At 74.9% G+C, this 17,422-nt stretch carries 15 protein-coding genes and 1 pseudogene; 12 read left to right on the top strand and 4 right to left on the bottom strand.

Annotated features, from left to right (window positions below; translation table 11 throughout):
* Window positions 1–166: 166 nt before the first annotated feature.
* The 3 genes and pseudogenes from ACZ56B_RS28725 to ACZ56B_RS28715 all read left to right on the top strand — a co-directional run bounded on the left by ACZ56B_RS28725 (window position 167) and on the right by ACZ56B_RS28715 (window position 3,129).
* Window positions 167–772, top strand: coding sequence for a DJ-1/PfpI family protein (locus ACZ56B_RS28725; protein WP_468796637.1), 606 nt, complete (start codon window positions 167–169; stop codon window positions 770–772).
* A complete protein-coding gene (locus ACZ56B_RS28720; protein WP_468796633.1) occupies window positions 769–1,227 on the top strand; it encodes a MarR family winged helix-turn-helix transcriptional regulator in 459 nt (152 codons plus the stop codon). The genes ACZ56B_RS28725 and ACZ56B_RS28720 overlap by 4 nt, the downstream gene beginning before the upstream one ends.
* Before the next feature lie 78 nt (window positions 1,228–1,305).
* Window positions 1,306–3,129: pseudogene (locus ACZ56B_RS28715) on the top strand (serine/threonine-protein kinase).
* A gap of 36 nt (window positions 3,130–3,165) precedes the next feature.
* On the opposite strand, the gene ACZ56B_RS28710 reads toward ACZ56B_RS28715, so the two are convergent.
* Window positions 3,166–3,912, bottom strand: coding sequence for an SLATT domain-containing protein (locus tag ACZ56B_RS28710; RefSeq protein WP_468796631.1), 747 nt, complete (start codon window positions 3,910–3,912; stop codon window positions 3,166–3,168).
* Window positions 3,913–4,241: 329 nt separating this feature from the next.
* Between ACZ56B_RS28710 and ACZ56B_RS28705 the strand changes: the two genes are divergently transcribed.
* The 8 genes from ACZ56B_RS28705 (at window position 4,242) to ACZ56B_RS28670 (ending at window position 11,847) form a co-directional block, all read left to right on the top strand.
* Window positions 4,242–4,583 carry a YbaB/EbfC family nucleoid-associated protein gene (locus ACZ56B_RS28705; RefSeq protein ID WP_078939565.1) on the top strand — a complete coding sequence of 114 codons (342 nt, stop codon included), beginning with the start codon at window positions 4,242–4,244 and terminating at the stop codon, window positions 4,581–4,583.
* Window positions 4,584–4,642: 59 nt separating this feature from the next.
* Entirely contained in the window at window positions 4,643–5,242 is a 600-nt protein-coding gene (gene recR / locus ACZ56B_RS28700) for a recombination mediator RecR (protein ID WP_468796627.1), read from the top strand.
* The gene (locus tag ACZ56B_RS28695; protein ID WP_468796624.1) at window positions 5,235–5,894 is read left to right on the top strand and encodes a DUF5063 domain-containing protein; all 660 of its coding nucleotides are present in this window, start codon (window positions 5,235–5,237) and stop codon (window positions 5,892–5,894) included. The genes recR and ACZ56B_RS28695 overlap by 8 nt, the downstream gene beginning before the upstream one ends.
* 122 nt (window positions 5,895–6,016) lie before the next feature.
* Window positions 6,017–6,397, top strand: a complete 381-nt coding sequence (locus tag ACZ56B_RS28690) for a cupin domain-containing protein (protein WP_468796621.1) — start codon at window positions 6,017–6,019, stop codon at window positions 6,395–6,397.
* Between the two features lie 581 nt (window positions 6,398–6,978).
* Window positions 6,979–8,271: an aspartate kinase gene (locus tag ACZ56B_RS28685; protein WP_468796618.1), complete on the top strand. Its 1,293-nt coding sequence runs from the start codon at window positions 6,979–6,981 to the stop codon at window positions 8,269–8,271.
* Complete coding sequence (locus tag ACZ56B_RS28680; protein WP_468796615.1) at window positions 8,271–9,344, top strand: aspartate-semialdehyde dehydrogenase; 1,074 nt, start codon at window positions 8,271–8,273, stop codon at window positions 9,342–9,344. Before ACZ56B_RS28685 ends, ACZ56B_RS28680 begins: the two co-directional genes overlap by 1 nt.
* 383 nt (window positions 9,345–9,727) lie before the next feature.
* A complete protein-coding gene (locus ACZ56B_RS28675; protein ID WP_468796612.1) occupies window positions 9,728–10,399 on the top strand; it encodes a SigE family RNA polymerase sigma factor in 672 nt (223 codons plus the stop codon).
* Between the two features lie 401 nt (window positions 10,400–10,800).
* A complete protein-coding gene (locus tag ACZ56B_RS28670; RefSeq protein ID WP_468796609.1) occupies window positions 10,801–11,847 on the top strand; it encodes a hypothetical protein in 1,047 nt (348 codons plus the stop codon).
* Between the two features lie 64 nt (window positions 11,848–11,911).
* On the opposite strand, the gene ACZ56B_RS28665 is transcribed toward ACZ56B_RS28670, so the two are convergent.
* Window positions 11,912–12,727: an SURF1 family protein gene (locus ACZ56B_RS28665; RefSeq protein ID WP_468796606.1), complete on the bottom strand. Its 816-nt coding sequence runs from the start codon at window positions 12,725–12,727 to the stop codon at window positions 11,912–11,914.
* 178 nt (window positions 12,728–12,905) lie between these two features.
* Between ACZ56B_RS28665 and ACZ56B_RS28660 the strand changes: the two genes are divergently transcribed.
* Window positions 12,906–14,753, top strand: coding sequence for a S9 family peptidase (locus tag ACZ56B_RS28660; protein ID WP_468796603.1), 1,848 nt, complete (start codon window positions 12,906–12,908; stop codon window positions 14,751–14,753).
* 219 nt (window positions 14,754–14,972) lie between these two features.
* On the opposite strand, the gene ACZ56B_RS28655 is transcribed toward ACZ56B_RS28660, so the two are convergent.
* Both ACZ56B_RS28655 and ACZ56B_RS28650 read right to left on the bottom strand, forming a co-directional pair.
* Window positions 14,973–16,877 carry an NAD-binding protein gene (locus tag ACZ56B_RS28655; protein ID WP_468796701.1) on the bottom strand — a complete coding sequence of 635 codons (1,905 nt, stop codon included), beginning with the start codon at window positions 16,875–16,877 and terminating at the stop codon, window positions 14,973–14,975.
* A gap of 115 nt (window positions 16,878–16,992) precedes the next feature.
* Window positions 16,993–17,235 (bottom strand): twin-arginine translocase TatA/TatE family subunit, encoded by a 243-nt coding sequence (locus ACZ56B_RS28650; RefSeq protein ID WP_468796600.1) that lies wholly within the window; start codon window positions 17,233–17,235, stop codon window positions 16,993–16,995.
* Window positions 17,236–17,422 lie beyond the last annotated feature (187 nt).

Raw genomic sequence — 17,422 nt, 5'->3', positions numbered from 1 at the left:
ACGGGCGACATCGGCGGCCTGTCTGCGGTCGGCGGCTTTCCGCGACAGGTTGTCGACGGCCGTGCCCGCGTCCCGTCCCGCCGCACCTCATTGACAGCATGCTGCGTAAATGACAGGATGCTGTCCTAAGGGGCCGGCGCACCTCCGTCCACTCCAGGGAGCGGCCATGACCCGCAAGCCCGTCCACCTCGCCGTCCACGACGCCTTCGCCGACTGGGAGACCGGTCACGCCACCGCGCACCTCGCGCTCGCCGGGTACCGGATCCGCACGGTCGCCCCGACCGCGGCGCCCGTCACCAGCATCGGCGGCCTGCGCGTCCTGCCCGACCTCGCGCTCGACGCGCTGCGGCCCGAGGACAGCTCGCTGCTGATCCTCCCCGGGGGGACCCCCTGGGACGAGGGCGACGCGCTCGCCCCCCTCGCGCGGGCCGCCCGCGCCTTCCTCGACGCCGGGGTGCCCGTCGCCGCGATCTGCGGGGCCACCGCCGGGCTCGCCCGCGAGGGCCTGCTCGACGACCGGGCGCACACCAGCGGCGCCTCCTCCTACCTCGCCGCGACCGGCTACGCGGGCGCACCGCGGTACGTCGAGGCCGACGCCGTCACCGACGGCCTCCTGGTCACCGCCGGGCCGACCGAGCCCGTCGCCTTCGCCCGCGAGGTCTTCCGGCTGCTCGGCGCCTACGACGAGCGCGCGACCGACGCCTGGTACCGGCTGTTCCACGACTCCGACGCGCAGGCGTACGCCGAGTTCGAGAAGGCCCTGGCCCGGTGAGCCGGGAGCGGCAGGACCTGCTCAGCCGCGGCGCGCTCGGCGTCTTCCGGCTCAACGGCCAGTTCCTCGCGGTCGCCGAGGAACTGGCCCGGCCCGCCGGGCTCACCGCGGCCCGGTGGCAGGTGCTGGGCGCGGTCCTCCCCGAGCCGCTGCCCGTCTCCGGCATCGCGCGGGCCATGGGCATCACCCGGCAGAGCGTGCAGCGCGTCGCCGACCTGCTGGTGGAGCACGGCCTCGCCGAGTACCGGCCCAACCCCGCCCACCGCCGCGCCAAACTCCTGGCGCCGACCGAGGCGGGACGCGCGGCGATCGCCCGCGTCGACCCCGGCCACGCGGCCTTCGCCGAACGGCTGGCGCGGGCGTACGGGGAGGCGGACCTGGAGCGGGCGGTGCGGCTGCTGGAACGCCTGTCCGAGGTGCTCGACGGGCTCGGTCCGCCTGTTACGGAACCGTAGAGATCACCCGGCTCACCGGTGACCGGCCCCGCACTATCTTGGAGCCGTTGCTCACGGCGGGGGGAAGGCGGCGCGACGATGGAGAAGCTCGGCCCGGGTGATCCCCAGCGGATCGGCGCCTACCGGCTGCTCGCGAGGCTCGGGGCCGGCGGCATGGGCCACGTCTACCTCGCCCGTTCCGACCGGGGACGCACCGTCGCCGTGAAGCTGGTGCGCGAGGAACTGGCCCGCGAGGAGGAGTTCCGGGCGCGCTTCCGCCAGGAGGTGCGGGCCGCGCGGCAGGTCGGCGGCGCCTGGACGGCACCGGTGCTGGACGCGGACACCGAGGCGCCCGTGCCCTGGGTCGCCACCGGGTACGTGGCCGGGCCCAGCCTCCAGCAGGTGGTCGGACACGACCACGGGGCGCTGCCGGAACGGTCGGTCCGCATCCTCGCCGCCGGTCTCGCGCACGCCCTGAAGGACATCCACGCCACGGGCCTGGTCCACCGCGACCTCAAGCCGTCCAACGTGCTCGTCACCATCGACGGGCCGCGCGTCATCGACTTCGGCATCGCACGGGCCCTGGAGACGGTCACCGACGGCGGGCTCACCCGCACCGGCGCGCTCGTCGGCTCGCCCGGCTTCATGGCGCCCGAGCAGGTGCGCGGCGACCGCATCACCCCGGCCTGCGACGTCTTCTGCCTCGGCTCGGTGCTCGCCTACGCCGCCACCGGCGCGCTGCCCTTCGGCACCGCCCACAGCGGGGTGCACGCCCTGATGTTCCGCATCGCCCAGGAGGAACCCGACCTGGAGCGGGTGCCCGAGGGCCTCGCCGGCCTCGTGCGCGACTGCCTGCGGAAGGACCCCGCCCAGCGGCCCACGCTCGACCAGGTGCTGCGGCGCACCGGCGCCGAGGACACCGTCGCCGACGGCCGCTCCCGCGACCCCTGGCTGCCGGGCGCCCTGGTCGCCCAGCTCGGCCGGCACGCGGTGCGGCTGCTGGACGCGGAGGACCCGCAGGCCCCGCCGCCCGCGCCCACCGGGGCCGGCCCCGCCCCCGCCGCCACCCCCGAACACGCCCCCGCCGCCGACTCCGCCGCGCCCGTCCCGCCCCCGCCGGGCCGGCCGGGCGGGGGCCCTCCGCCCGACCGCCTCCCCACCCTGGCCGCCGGACCGGACGCCCCCGCCCCGCCCCCGGGTCCGGCCCCCGGCACCCCGGCCGGGTACGGGCACCCCCGGCCCCCCGCGTACGGCCACCCCGCCCACACCCCGCCGTACGGGCCGCCGCCCTCCGGGCCGGCCCCGGCGTACGGACCGGCGTACGGGCCGGCGCCCGCACCGCGCCGGGAGGGCCGCTCCACCGCGCTGCTCGTGGTGGTCGCGCTGGTGGTCGCGCTCGCCGCGGGCGGCACGGTGTACACCCTGATGAGCGGCCGCGGCACCGGCGACCGCGCCGGCGGCGACCCCACCGCGTCCCCGTCGCCCGGCAGCGCGTCCGGGAGCACCGGCCCCGCCACCTCCGGGCCGGGGCAGCCGGCCGGGACGGGGCAGCCGGACCCCACCCCGCCGGCGGGCGGGGCGATCCCGACGGCGTACCTGGGCGGGTGGTCCGCCACCATCGACAACGCGAGCGGACGGCACAGCCGCCGGCTGACCGTCCGGTAGGGCGAGGTGGGCGACACGGTCCTGTCCCTCGTCGCGGACGGTCCCACCGGGAACGGCACCTACCACTGCGTCTTCGAGGCCCGGCTCACCGGTGTCCCCGGCGGCCGGCTGGAGATCGGCCCGTCGTCCGTGACGCTCGGCCGGCCGCGCAGCGCCTGCACCCCGGGCTCCGCCTCCGAGGTCACCCTGCTGCCCGACGGCTCCCTGCGGCGCGTGAACACCGGCAACGGCGAGCAGCTCACCTACCGGCGGGACTGACCGGCCGCGCACCCCGCGCCGTGACCCGGGGACGCCTCACCTGGGCTCGGGCGGACGCTGCCTGGGCATGTGGGGGCGGGCCGGTCCCGGCGCGGCGGGAAGACGGCCGGGCGAGGGGGCGCCCTCCGGGCGCCCCGCGCCCGCCACCGCCGTCCGGACGCCCAGCGGCGCGCCCCCGGTGCGGAACTCCACCATCCAGTCGGCCGTCTCGACCCGCACCAGTTCCGCCACGTCCTCCGAGAACCGCCGCAGCACCGACAGGCACCGCTCGGCCGCCTCGCCCGCGGTGCCCTCCGTCGGGCCCAGCACCTCGCGGACGCACTCCGAGGCCCAGTCGAACTGGAGGGCCTGCAGGCGCCGTTGCACGGCCTGAGCCGTCGCCACGTCCCGCATCCAGCCGGACGTCACCCCGAAGAACCGGTCCCCGAGCACGCAGGCCACCCCGAGCAGCAGCGCCACGTACCCCCAGGGCGCGGTCCCGTCCGCCACCCCGGTCAGGTCGAGCAGCGGCAGCGCGGCCCCGGTCACCGTCCCCGCCGCCGCCCCGGCCCGCAGCGCCCGCGCGCACCGCCGCTTCCACACCCGCTCCGCGAGGTACCGGGCGGCCGTGTCCAGGGCCCCGCGCTCCACCCACCGGTACAGCTCGTCCAGCCGGGTCGCCGGCTCCCCCCAGTCCCCGAGCGGGAACTCCCGCCCGCCCGGCTCGCCGGACCGCAGCCCGGCCGCCCCCTCGCCCCGCCCGTCCTGAGGCCGACCCTCGGGCTGCATCTCCGGCTGACCCACCCGGTACTCCCTACTGACCCCTGCTGACCCCGACTGATCTCCGACTGCATCTCCGGCCGGCCCCCGGTCGGCCACGTACGGTGGATGAATCGTGACGCGTGGTGTTCGCGTGTCGGGTCCTTCCTACCGCCCAACGGGTGGCGGTGCCGGAGGTTCGCGCCTTTCTCCGCCCGGAAGGAGGCCCTGATCAGGTATAGGGCCCCGGGCGGGACTCACTCGAAAGAGTGCTGGAGCGACGGCCGCCCGGACCACGTAGGCTCGTGCCGAACGGGAAATCCCGGACCGGCGGGCCGACAGGCCGGCGGACCGGCCGACCAAGGAGCTGAATCGTGATCCCCGGTGGTGGCCAGCCCAACATGCAGCAGCTGCTCCAGCAGGCCCAGAAGATGCAGCAGGACCTGGCCAGGGCCCAGGAGGAACTGGCCCGCACGGAGGTCGACGGTCAGGCGGGCGGCGGCCTGGTGAAGGCCACCGTCACCGGCTCGGGCGAGCTGCGGGCCCTGAAGATCGACCCGAAGGCGGTGGACCCGGAGGACACCGAGACCCTCGCGGACCTGATCGTCGCGGCGGTCCAGGCGGCCAACGAGAACGCCCAGACGCTCCAGCAGCAGAAGCTCGGCCCGCTGGCCCAGGGGCTGGGCGGCGGCGGCATCCCCGGTCTGCCCTTCTAAGACCGGCCGGCGGCCTCTACCGTACGTACAGGAAGAACCTCAGGAAGGACGGCAGTCCGTTGTACGAAGGCGTGGTCCAGGACCTCATCGACGAGCTGGGGCGGCTGCCCGGCGTCGGTCCCAAGAGCGCGCAGCGGATCGCCTTCCACGTCCTGCAGGCGGAACCGACCGACGTGCGGCGTCTCGCGCACGCCCTCATGGAGGTCAAGGCGAAGGTCCGCTTCTGCGCGACCTGCGGCAACGTCGCGCAGGAGGAGCAGTGCGCCATCTGCCGCGACGCCCGCCGCGACCCCGCGGTGATCTGCGTCGTGGAGGAGCCCAAGGACGTCGTGGCCATCGAGCGCACCCGGGAGTTCCGGGGCCGCTACCACGTCCTGGGCGGCGCCATCAGCCCCATCGACGGCGTCGGACCCGACGACCTGCGCATCAGGGAACTCCTGGCCCGGCTGGCCGACGGCACGGTCACCGAGCTGATCCTGGCCACGGACCCCAACCTCGAGGGCGAGGCCACGGCGACGTACCTCGCCCGCATGATCAAGCCCATGGGCCTGAAGGTCACCCGCCTGGCCAGCGGCCTCCCGGTGGGCGGCGACCTGGAATACGCGGACGAGGTCACCCTCGGCCGCGCCTTCGAGGGGAGACGACTCCTAGATGTCTGACGCCACGCTGCACGCGACCGACCAGAACCCCGACGACTTCGCGGTCCAGATCGCGGACCAGATCGAGAGCTTCCTGGTCGCCGTGACGGAGGTCGCGAAGGGCGACGAGCCGGACTCGGCGATCCCCTTCCTCCTCCTGGAGGTCTCCCAGCTGCTGCTGGCCGGCGGCCGGCTGGGAGCCCACGAGGACATCGTCCCCGACGAGCGCTACGAGCCCGATCCGGGACCGGAGCCCGACGTGGACGGACTCCGCGAGAACCTCGCCCGCATGCTGGAACCGGTCGACGTCTACTCCGAGGTCTTCGACCCCTACGAGCCGCGCAAGGCCCCCGTCCCGGCCCGCATCTCCGACGACCTCGCCGACGTCATCACCGACCTGCGCCACGGCATGGCCCACTACCGGGCGGGCCACACCACGGAAGCCCTGTGGTGGTGGCAGTTCTCCTACTTCTCCAACTGGGGCTCCACGGCGTCCGCCACCCTGCGCGCCCTCCAGTCGGTCGTGGCGCACGTCCGCCTCAACCAGCCCCTCGCCGAACTCGACGGCCTGGACACCGACCACGGCATGGGCGACGACACCCTGGAGTTCGAGGCGGGCCAGGTCATGGCCGAGGAACTCGGCGAGCCGCTGGGCGTGCGCCCGGTCACGTGACGGAAGAGCGCGAGCACGGGGCGGACGCGCGTCCGCCGAGGGCCCGGACGGGCGCTCGACGGGCGGTTTCGTCCGCTGTGCTCACGCTTTCCGGATGAATCCGCCCTGCTAGCGTCTGCCGCATGGACGGCAGCGTGTACGTGGGCAACGCGGGCGAGGACGCGGCGCTGGACCGGGGCTGGCTCCTCGGGCACTTCAAGGACGCCGGGGACCCGCGGCACAGCGAGGCGGTGGAGATCAAGTGGGGCGTCCACCCCCGCGGCGACGAGCGGGCGCAGTGGGTGCGGGGCGAGGAACGCACGGCCCTCCAGATCCTCGTCAGCGGCCGTTTCCGGGTCGAGTTCCCCGGCCGCAGCGTCCTCCTGGCGGAACAGGGCGACTACGTCGTGTGGGGACGGGGAGTCGACCACTCCTGGTACGCGGAGGAGGACTCGGTGGTGCTGACCGTCCGGTGGCCGTCCGTGCCCGGTTACGCGGTGGCGGAGGACGGGGAGGCCCGGTGAGCCGGTACGGCGGCTGAACGGGCGTCGGGAGCCGGATCCGGGAGAGCCCTCCCGGGGCCTCCGGCGCCGGGCGGGGGCCCGCGGACAGGCCGCGCGCACGGCGGCCGAACGGCGGGCGCGGCCCGTGCGGGGCGCGGAGCGACCGGCGGGACCGGCGGTCCACCGCCCTCCGCCGCCCGCGGCAGCCCGTCCGGCCCCTCGGGGAACGGCTGTCCCGCGGGGCGGCCCTCATCGGCCGGACCGGCCGGACCGGCCGGACCGCGGCCGGGACGACCGCTCGGTCGTCGTGTGCGGTCAGCCGGACGGCGGACACCACCGGTACCGGCGAAGCTCCCCGGCCCCGTCGGCACCGCCCTCGGCACCGGATCCCCGAGGATCTCGTCGACCGGGTCCGCGTGTGACTCAGGTCGCTTTTCCGAGTGGCCGGCGTCACCCTGGGCATGAGCCCTGCGCGAGCGGCCGGGTGTCTCACGATGCGGCGACGCGGAGGGGATTTCCGCTCGCTCGATAGACTGAGCCGACCGCGGACTGCACATATGGGTGCGGAACGTGGAAAACGACGGATTGAGCGAGGAGCGCACGTGGGCCTTGTCGTGCAGAAGTACGGAGGCTCCTCCGTAGCCGATGCCGAAGGCATCAAGCGCGTCGCCAAGCGGATCGTGGAAGCCAAGCAGAACGGCCACCAGGTGGTCGCCGTGGTTTCCGCGATGGGCGACACGACGGACGAGCTGATCGATCTCGCCGAGCAGGTTTCCCCGATCCCTGCCGGGCGCGAGCTCGACATGCTGCTGACCGCCGGGGAGCGGATCTCCATGGCCCTGCTGGCCATGGCGATCAAAAACCTGGGCCACAACGCCCAGAGCTTCACCGGCAGCCAGGCAGGTGTCATCACCGACTCGGTCCACAACAAAGCCCGCATCATCGATGTCACACCGGGCCGCATCCGGGCCTCGGTGGACGAGGGCAACATCGCCATCGTCGCCGGTTTCCAGGGCGTCAGCCAGGACACCAAGGACATCACCACGCTCGGCCGCGGCGGCTCCGACACCACCGCCGTCGCCCTCGCCGCCGCGCTCGACGCCGAGGTGTGCGAGATCTACACGGACGTCGACGGGGTGTTCACCGCCGACCCGCGCGTGGTGCCGAAGGCCCGGAAGATCGACTGGATCTCGTTCGAGGACATGCTCGAACTGGCGGCCTCCGGTTCCAAGGTGCTGCTCCACCGCTGCGTGGAGTACGCCCGCCGGTACAACATCCCGATCCACGTCCGCTCGTCCTTCAGCGGATTGCAGGGCACGTGGGTCAGCAGCGAGCCAGTCGTTCGGAAGACGCAGCAGCAAGGGGACAAGCAGGTGGAGCAGGCTCTCATCTCCGGTGTCGCGCACGACACCTCCGAGGCCAAGGTCACGGTCGTCGGCGTGCCCGACAAGCCGGGCGAGGCGGCCGCGATCTTCCGCACGATCGCGGACGCCGAGATCAACCTCGACATGGTCGTGCAGAACGTGTCCGCCGCTTCCACCGGTCTGACGGACATCTCCTTCACCCTCCCCAAGTCCGAGGGCCGCAAGGCCATCGACGCCCTGGAGAAGGCCAAGTCCACGATCGGCTTCGACTCGCTGCGCTACGACGACCAGATCGGCAAGATCTCCCTGGTCGGCGCCGGCATGAAGAGCAACCCGGGGGTCACGGCCGACTTCTTCACGGCGCTCAGCGACGCCGGGGTGAACATCGAGCTGATCTCGACCTCCGAGATCCGCATCTCGGTCGTCACCCGCAAGGACGACGTGCCGGGGGCCGTCCGCGCCGTGCACACCGCCTTCGGGCTGGACTCCGACAGCGACGAGGCCGTCGTCTACGGAGGCACCGGCCGCTGATGACCGCGACCGTTCCCCCGGGACGCTCCGGGCGGCCGACGCTCGCGGTCGTCGGAGCGACCGGGGTCGTCGGCACGGTCATGCTCCAGATCCTGTCCCAGCGGGCGGACGTCTGGGGCGAGATCCGACTGATCGCCTCCCCCCGCTCGGCCGGCCGCAAGCTGGCCGTGCGCGGTGAGGAGACCGAGGTCGTGGCGCTCACCGAGGAGGCCTTCGACGGGGTCGACGTCGCGCTGTTCGACGTCCCCGACGAGGTCGCCGTGCAGTGGGCGCCCGTCGCCGCCGCGCGGGGCGCGGTGGTGGTCGACAACTCCGCCGCGTTCCGCATGGACCCGCGGGTGCCGCTCGTCGTCCCCGAGGTCAACCCGCACGCCGTGCGGATGCGGCCGCGCGGGATCGTCGCCAACCCGAACTGCACCACCCTGTCGATGATCGTCGCGCTGGGCGCGCTGCACGCCGAGTTCGGCCTGCGCGAGCTGGTCGTCTCCGCGTACCAGGCGGTCAGCGGCGCCGGCCACGCGGGCGTGCGGACGCTGCGCGAGCAGGTGGCCCTGGTCGCCGGCACGGAGCTGGGGACCAGCCCCGGCGACCTGCGGCGGGCCGTGGGGGACAGCACCGGGCCGTTCCCGGAGCCGGTCGCGCTGAACGTGGTGCCGTGGGCCGGGTCGCTGCGGGAGGACGGCTGGTCGTCGGAGGAGATGAAGGTCCGGGACGAGTCCCGCAAGGTCCTGGGCCTGCCCGCGCTGCCCGTGGCGGTCACCTGTGTGCGCGTCCCGGTGGTCACCGCGCACTCGCTCACCGTGCACGCCCGCTTCGAGGGCGAGGTCACCGTCGACAAGGCCCGGGAGATCCTCGCCACGGCGCCCGGCGTGGTGCTGTTCGACCACCCGGCCGCCGGGGAGTTCCCGACCCCGGCGGATGTCGTCGGGACCGACCCGACGTGGGTCGGGCGGGTCCGGCGGGCCCTGGACGACCCGACGGCGCTGGAGTTCTTCGTGTGCGGGGACAACCTGCGCAAGGGAGCCGCGCTCAACACGGTGCAGGTCGCCGAACTGGTGGCGGCCGAGTGGTAAAAGCCCTGGACCCCGCATGATTCGTTTGTAGGATCTGTGTAAGTCCGGTGATCCGGTTTCTTGATCCGGAGCACTTGAACCGGTCTGTCTTGCAGTCGAGGATTTATCTCCCCGCGTCCCGCAACCGAGCGGAGCGCGGGGAGCGTCTTTGCGGTCACCCCTTCGGGGCGTGGGGGCGCGTTCTTCCAGGCGTGGGGACGTCTGGAACCGGGCGTGGGGACGCCCGTCCACATGGAACACAGGGGAAGAGCGGGACGCATGAGGGCATGGGATGTGCTGCCGACGGCACGGCCTGACACGGGCAGACGGGCGGCGGCACCGGTCGGCGTAAAAGTGGCGCCCGGCGCGTACAACCCTGACGGAGGGAAGCGTGTCCAACTGGCGTGGCTGAGGTACTCGACTTCACAGTGCCGCGTGGCAGGGCCCTCCGTCCTCCCCGCCCGGCTCTCCGACCCCGTATGCCCGGCGCGTCCGGTGGCATGCCGGTGATCGCCCCCATGCCCGCAGCGCGCCCCGCCCGCATACCCGGTCAGCGCGACGGAGCCGACGAGGTCGTGGCGACCGGCACCACCGTCGACCACCTCACCGCGACCTACCGCGCGCACTACCGCTCGCTGCTGGGTCTCGCGGCGCTCCTCCTCGACGACACCGCCTCCTGCGAGGACGTCGTCCAGGAGGCCTTCATCCGGGTGCACTCCGCCCGCAAGCGGGTCCGCGACCCCGAGAAGACCCTGGCGTACCTGCGGCAGACGGTCGTCAACCTCTCCCGCTCCGCGCTGCGCCGCCGGATCCTGGGCCTCAAGCTGCTCTCCAAGCCCATGCCCGACATGGCGAGCGCGGAGGAGGGCGCCTACGACCAGCTGGAGCGCGACTCCCTCATCAAGGCGATGAAGGGACTGCAGCGCCGCCAGCGCGAGGTGCTGGTGCTGCGGTACTTCGCGGACATGACCGAGGCGCAGGTCGCCGAGACGCTCGGCATCTCGCTGGGCTCGGTGAAGGCGTACGGTTCGCGTGGCATAGCGGCGCTGCGGCTGGCCATGGGGGCGTCGGCGTGAGCGACGGCAAGGACGCGCGGCACCAGGGGCGCGAGCCGGAGGGCCCGCCCGCGCCCGAGGACGTGCGGGAGGCTGGTGAGGTGCGGGAGTCCGCAGACGTGCGGGAGTCCGGCGGCGGGGGCGAGCCGGGGGACGCGGACGCGCCACGGAGGACACGGACGTCCGAGCCGGACGGCCAGTCGGAGCCGGACGGCCAGTCGGAGCCGGACGGTTCGTCCGAAGCTGACGACTCGTCCGGAACCGACGGTTCGTCCGAGCCCGGTGGCTCGTCCGAATCCGACGGCCGGCCCGAACCCGGCGGCCCGTCCGAGCCCGAGCCGTCGCAGGAGCCGACGCGGCCGCACGCGCCCGGGACGCCGCACGGACAACAGCCGAAGCAATCGCACGCTGGGAACGGAACTGTGAACCACGGCCCCGACGACCAGGGCCCCGAGGAACTCGACTCGGACGAGCTGGTACTGCGCACCATGCTGCACCGGGCGGTGCGGGAGGTGGAGCCGAGCGACGGCACGCTGGACTACCTGCGCCGGGCGGTCCCCGCCCGGCGGGCCCGCAAACGGCAGGCACTCGTCGGCATGGCCGCCGCCGCGCTCTTCGTCGGCACCGCCGTCCCCGCCGCCGTCCACGTCTCGAACACGACCGGCTCGGCCAACCCGTCCGCCGTCGGCCACGCCTCGCAGACGCAGGGCGGCACCGGCGGGGGCAAGGACCCGAGCAACGGCGAGACCACCGCGGGCGGTGCCTCGGACCGGGTCGAGGGGACCGACCGGGACGAGGAGAAGGACGAGCACGAGAACGGCGCGAGCACCGGCACCGGCACCGGCGCGACCGAGGGGACCGGCCCCTCGGCCGGCGCCACGGCCGGCACGTCCGCCTGCACCGCCGGCCAGCTCGGCCCGGCGGCCGCGAGCAGTGCCGCCCCCGACTCCACGGGCGCCGTCTACGGCTCCTTCCGGGTCACCAACGTCTCCACCGCGACCTGTACCGTCATGGGCCCCGGCACCGTGGGCGTGACCACGGCGGGCGCGGCCGACGCCGCCAAGGTGGGGGCCCCGGTCCGGCACGTGGCGGGCGACGCGGCGGCCGGTCTGCCCGACCCCTCCCGGGAGGTGGCGAGCCTGGTGCTCGAACCGGGCGGGGCGTACGAGGTGCGGTTCGCCTGGGTGCCCTCCGAGCCCTGTCCCACCACGGGCGGCGGCGGTACGGACGGCGGCACCGGCGGTCCCTCGCCCGACCCGTCGCCCACCGCGCCCCCGGCCACGGCGAGCGGCGCGCCCACCGGGACCGACGAGGGCATGTCCACGCAGCTGCTCCGGAGGGACGGCACGGCCGACGGCAGCGTGACGGTGACGTACACGGCGGCCACGGGCTCGGGAACGGGCGCCGCGACGGTGGGCAACGCCTGTGCGGGCACGGTCTACTGGACGGGCCTGCTGGCGACGCAGTGACACCGGGGGCCGTGACACCGGGGGCCGCCACGACCCCCGGCCCCGCCCCCGGGCCGGCCCGGCGTCACACCGCGGACGGACTGCCCGGCTGCTCCGGCGCCGGCGCCGGGGCCTGCTCCTCGTCCGGGGCCAGGCCGAGTTCCGCGTCGCGGGCGAGTTCCACCTCGCGGCGCAGCAGGCGGAACCACATGAAGATCACGAAGCCCACGAAGGCGAACCACTCGGCGGTGTAGCCGAGGTTCTGGAACGCCTTCAGGTCGAGGCCCGTCCCGCCCGGGGCGGACGCCGGCACCGCCTTCATCCCGGAGTCGCCCCGGTTCAGCGTGACCCAGGCGTCGTACACGTCGTACGACACCAGGTTCACCAGCGAGGCCGAGCTGATCGCGGCGGTCTGGCCGGCCGGCAGTCCGCCGCGGGCGCTGACGCCGTTGTCGCCCGGCGTCTCGGACGCCTGGAGCGCGCCGGTGACGGTGACCTCGCCGGTGGGCGCCGGGGGCGCCTTCGCCGGGTCGGGGTCGCCGGGCAGCCAGCCCCGGACGACGGGCAGCGCCTTGCCGGTGTCGGTGCGCAGCATCGTCAGGACGTAGTGGCCGCGCTCGCCGTCCAGCGTCCGGTCGGGGACGAGCAGCTGTTCGTCGTACCGGCCGGTCGCGGTGGTCTGCTTGCCGGAGGTCGCCCTGGTCACCGGCAGCAGCCGGTCCAGGGGCCTGGGCGCCTCCCGCTGGTCCGAGACGGCCTGCGCCTCGGCGTCGCGGTGACTGTCCACCCGGTCCTCGAACCGGCCGAGCTGCCACGACCCCATGTAGATGCAGAAGGGGATGGCGAGCAGCACGAAGACGTTGATCCCCCACCAGCGGGGCGTCAGCAGAAACCGGTACACGCCCCCACGGTACGGCCCTTCCGGCCCTTACCGGCCCGCGGGGTCCTCCTGGCGGGGCCGTCCGCAGGGGCGTCCCGGCGGCCCGTCCCGGGGGGGCCGGTGGAGGATCCGGTGGAGGTTGTCCACAGGCTGGGGACCTCGGCGGCACGATGTCCCCCGGGGCGGGCAGTATGGGGCCATGACTGAGAGCAACGGGTCCGACGCGCCGGACCGGCCGGACCAGATCGAGCGCGTGGTGGAGCAGGGCGAGGAGATGCCCGACTGGGAGAAGCGCTTCCGGGCGCCCCGGGTGTCCCTGCCCGACTGGGCGGAGGACGCACCCGACCGCTCCCTGTTCGTGTCGAACGCGACGGGGACGTACGAGCTGTACGCCTGGGACCGGTCGACGGGCGAGCAGCGCCAGGTGACGGACCGGCCCAACGGCACGACCGACGGCGTGCTCTCGCCGGACGGCGAGTGGATCTGGTGGTTCGACGACAAGGACGGCGACGAGTTCGGCGTCTGGCGCCGCCAGCCGTTCTCCGGCGGCGAGGACGAGCCCGCGGCGCCGGGCCTGGGCCCCTCGTACCCGGCCGGTCTCGCGCTGGGCCGGGACGGCCGCACGGCGGTCGTGGGCCGCTCCACGGACGAGGACGGCACGACCATCCACCTGGTCCGCACCGGCGAGCCGCCGGTGGAGATCTACCGCCACCGCGAGTCGGCGGGCGTCGGGGACCTCTCCCACGACGGTTCGCTGATCGCGGTGGAGCACACCGAGCACGGTGACGCGATGCACTCCGCGCTGCGGGTGCTGCGCCCCGACGGCACGACGGTCGCCGAGCTCGACGACACCGAGGGCGGCACCAAGGAGCTGGGACTGGAGGTGCTGGGCTTCGCCCCGGTCGCGGGCGACACCCGGCTGCTCGTCGGTCACCAGCGGCGCGGGCGCTGGGAGCCGATGGTGTGGGACGTGGCGACCGGGGAGGAGACGGACCTCGCCCTGGAGCTGCCCGGCGACGTGAGCGCCGAGTGGTACCCGGACGGCACCGGCCTGCTCGTCGCGCACGGCCACGAGGCCCGCGGCGAGATCTTCCGCTACGACCTGGCCGAGCGCCGGCTGGTGAGGATCCCCACCCCGCGCGGCGCGGTCTCGGGCGCCACGGCCCGCCCCGACGGCAGCGTGGAGTACCTGTGGTCGTCGGCGGCCGAACCGCCGGCGGTCCGTTCCACGGCGGGCGGTGTCGTCCTCGACCCGCCCGGGATGAAGTCGCCCGGCTCGGTCCCCGTGGAGGACGTGTGGGTGGAGGGACCCGGCGGCCGTATCCACGCCCTCGTCCAGAAGCCCGCGGGCGCGACCGGTCCGCTCCCGACGGTCTTCGACATCCACGGCGGCCCCGCCTGGCACGACAGCGACTCCTTCGCGGCGGGCCCGGCGGCCTGGGTCGACCACGGTTACGCGGTGGTCCGCGTCAACTACCGCGGCTCCACCGGCTACGGCCGGGCCTGGACCGACGCCCTGAAGCACCGGGTGGGCCTGATCGAGCTGGAGGACATCGCGGCGGTCCGCGCGTGGGCGGTCGAGTCCGGCCTGGCGGACCCCGACCGGCTGATCCTCACCGGCGGCTCCTGGGGCGGCTACCTCACCCTCCTCGGCCTCGGCACCCAGCCCGACGCGTGGGCGCTGGGCATCGCGGTGGTCCCGGTCGCCGACTACGTCACGGCGTACCACGACGAGATGGAGGCGCTGAAGGCCCTGGACCGCACCCTGCTGGGCGGCACCCCCGAGGAGGTCCCCGAGCGCTTCGAGGCGTCCTCCCCGATCACCTACGTCGACCGGGTCAAGGCCCCGGTCTACATCTCGGCCGGCGTCAACGACCCGCGCTGCCCCATCCGCCAGATCGAGAACTACGTCCAGCGCCTCCAGGCCCGCGGCGCGGTCCACGAGGTCTACCGCTACGACGCGGGGCACGGCTCCCTGGTGGTGGACGAGCGGATCAAGCAGGTCCGGCTGGAGCTGGACTTCGCGGAGCGGCACCTCGGCCGGTAACGGCGACCGGGTCCCGGCCCGGGCGAGGACGGCCCGCTCCCCGCGGCGGTGCGGGCGGCGTGCCCGCCGGGGAGCGGGGGCGGGCACCGCCGCCGGAGCCCGGGGACCGGGTCGCGGGGTGCGGGGAGCGAGCCCCGGTGGGGCCGAGGGGCGAGCCGTGCGGGCCCGGGGCCCCGCGGGGGCCGGGGACGGCGCCCGGGCCGGGGGCGACGGCGGTGCCTACGCCCCCGCCCGCTCCCGCCCCCTGCGTCCCAGCAGCTCCGCCAGCCCCCGCCGGGTGGCGGCCAGCACCACGCGGTCCTCGGCGCGCAGGACGTAGGTGTCGGGCAGGTCCCACACCAGTCCCGCCCCCGGCGCCCCCGCCCCCGGACCGTCCGCGGACGTCCCCGCCCGCTCCGGGGACGCCGCCGTGTCCAGGGCCAGCACCCGCCACGCCCCGGCCCGGAACGCCTCGCCGACCGTCCTGCCCTCCAGCTGCGGGTGCCCGCCCACGACCACCGCCGCGAACAGCAGCACCCGCCGCTCGACCGGGATCGCGCCCAGGATCTGCCGGCCCATCATCGCCCCGGCGAACGCGGGGGCCGCCAGGTGGGACACGCTGCGGCTCCGGGTCAGCGCGCCGGGGTGCGCCGTCCGCAGGGTGCGGTACACCGCCTGGGCGAAGTCGTCGTCGTACAGCCGCAGCACGACCCGCAGGTCGGGCCGTAGGGACCGGGCGTACAGCACCGCCTCGAGGTTGGTGGTGTCCGCGCTGGTCAGCGCGAGCAGCACGTCCGCCCGGTGGATCTTCGCGGCCTCCAGCACGCCCTCCTGCGTGACGTCACCGAGCACCACCGGCACCCGTAACCGCCGCGCCGTCGCCATGCCCCGCGCCTCCGGGTCGGCCTCGACGCACACCACCGGGATGTGCAGCTCCCGCAGCCGAGTCAGCACCCGCGTCCCGATCTTGCCCAGCCCGAGCAGCACCACGTGCCCGCTCAGCCCGCGGGGCGGCTTCCGCAGCGCCGACGCGGTGCGGAACAGCCCCAGCGCCTCCAGCACCGCCGCCAGCAGCACCGGCAGCAGCAGCAGTCCGACCAGCCCCGACAGCAGTTGCAGGATCTGGCGGCCGGCGGGCGCGTTGTGCGCGGGCTCGTTGATGGCGAAGAGGTCGAGCAGGGTGACGTAGGTGGCGTGCAGCGGGTGGTCCTCCGTGACCACGATCAGCGCGACGGCGAGCGCGACCACGGCCGCCACCAGCCCCGCCAGCGACCAGCGCAGCCGCCGTGAGAACAGCGAGGCGAGCGGCGGCACCCGGGCCCGCCCGGCCGGGAGCGGCGGCCCCGAGTGGGACACCTGCTCCAGCACCACCGTCCCGCGTCCCGTCGCCGCCTCCACCGCCGCCGCGTCCGGCAGCAGCTGGGGGCCCTGTTCCCCGCTGTCCTCCGATCCCTCCGCGCCCGCCGGGTCGTTGCTCGTCGCGGACAGCAGCGCCAGGGTGCACAGCCCGGGGTCGGCCACCTGGCCCGGCTCCGGCGGCCGGCGTTCCACGGCCCGCAGCAGCAGGCCGTCGGCGTCGACGACCTTGCTGGTGCCGACGAGCGCGGTGCCGACCAGCGCGGGCGCGGCCGTGTCCGCGTCGGACAGCACGGTCGTGACGGCGTCGATCTCCGGACCGGTCCGTCCCCGGCCCCCCGTGTCGGCCAACGCGGCGGCCTGGTCCAGGAGCTCCTCGATGTGCTGGCCCAGCCTCCGGTTGTAGAGCCGCAGGACGATCCGCAGCCGGGGGTTGAGCCGGCGGGCGGTGAGCGCGGCGCGGATGTTGGTCTCGTCGTCGTCGTACACGAGCGCCAGCGCGGCGGCCTGCTCCACCCCCGCCTCGGCGAGCACGGACTCGGTGGGTTCGGCGGCCTCCAGCATCCGCTCGCCCGGGACCGGGACGCCGTCGGAGCCGCCGTTGCCCCGGTTGACGGCGGTCACGACCCGGTCCAGCAGGGCCGCGGAGGCCGCGCGGGCCCGCCCGACCACCGGCTGCCGCACCCGGCGCCCGGCCGGCGGCACGACGAGCACGACCTGCTCGCGGTACACGCCCCGGAGTTCGGCGGCGAGCCGGTGCGCCAGGCCGTCGTCACCGCACACCACCATGGGCGCGGACGGGTCGCTGGGCGGGGCCGGGTTCGGCAGGAGGCTCACCACGGGGAAAGAGACTGCCCCATGCGCGCGGGTGGTTCCAGACCCGGCGGAGGACCCCGCCGTCCGCCTACGGCCGGCGCTGCTCCGGGTCGGGGGCGGGGGAGGCGTCGGGAGCGGCGGGGCCGGAGACGACCTCCCCCTGGACGACGCGGGGCGCGTCCCGCCGGTCCTGCTCCTCGGCCGCCCGGGTCTCGGCCTTCAGGATGCGGGCGGACTTGCCCGCCGACCGGGCGAGTTCCGGCAGCCTCTTGGCAGCCAGGACGGCTATGACGACGATGAGGATGATCGCGAGTTCGCTGAGTCCGAACATGGGGGCCGTCCCTCTCGTGAGCCGCTGCCGAGTGCCGGTGCAGGCTACCGTCACCGGAATCTACAGCAGTGTAGAGAATTTGACGGCGTCCCGTCGTCTATACGATGTCCGCTCGGGAAACGCGGGGCGGCGGAAGGGAGACGGGCCGTGGCGGAGGGCGGGCGGCGCCCCCGGCGGGGGCAGGGCG

The sequence above is a fragment of the Streptomyces sp. NPDC034670 genome, assembly GCF_055574875.1.
This window is presented reverse-complemented; position numbering and strand designations above follow the sequence as displayed.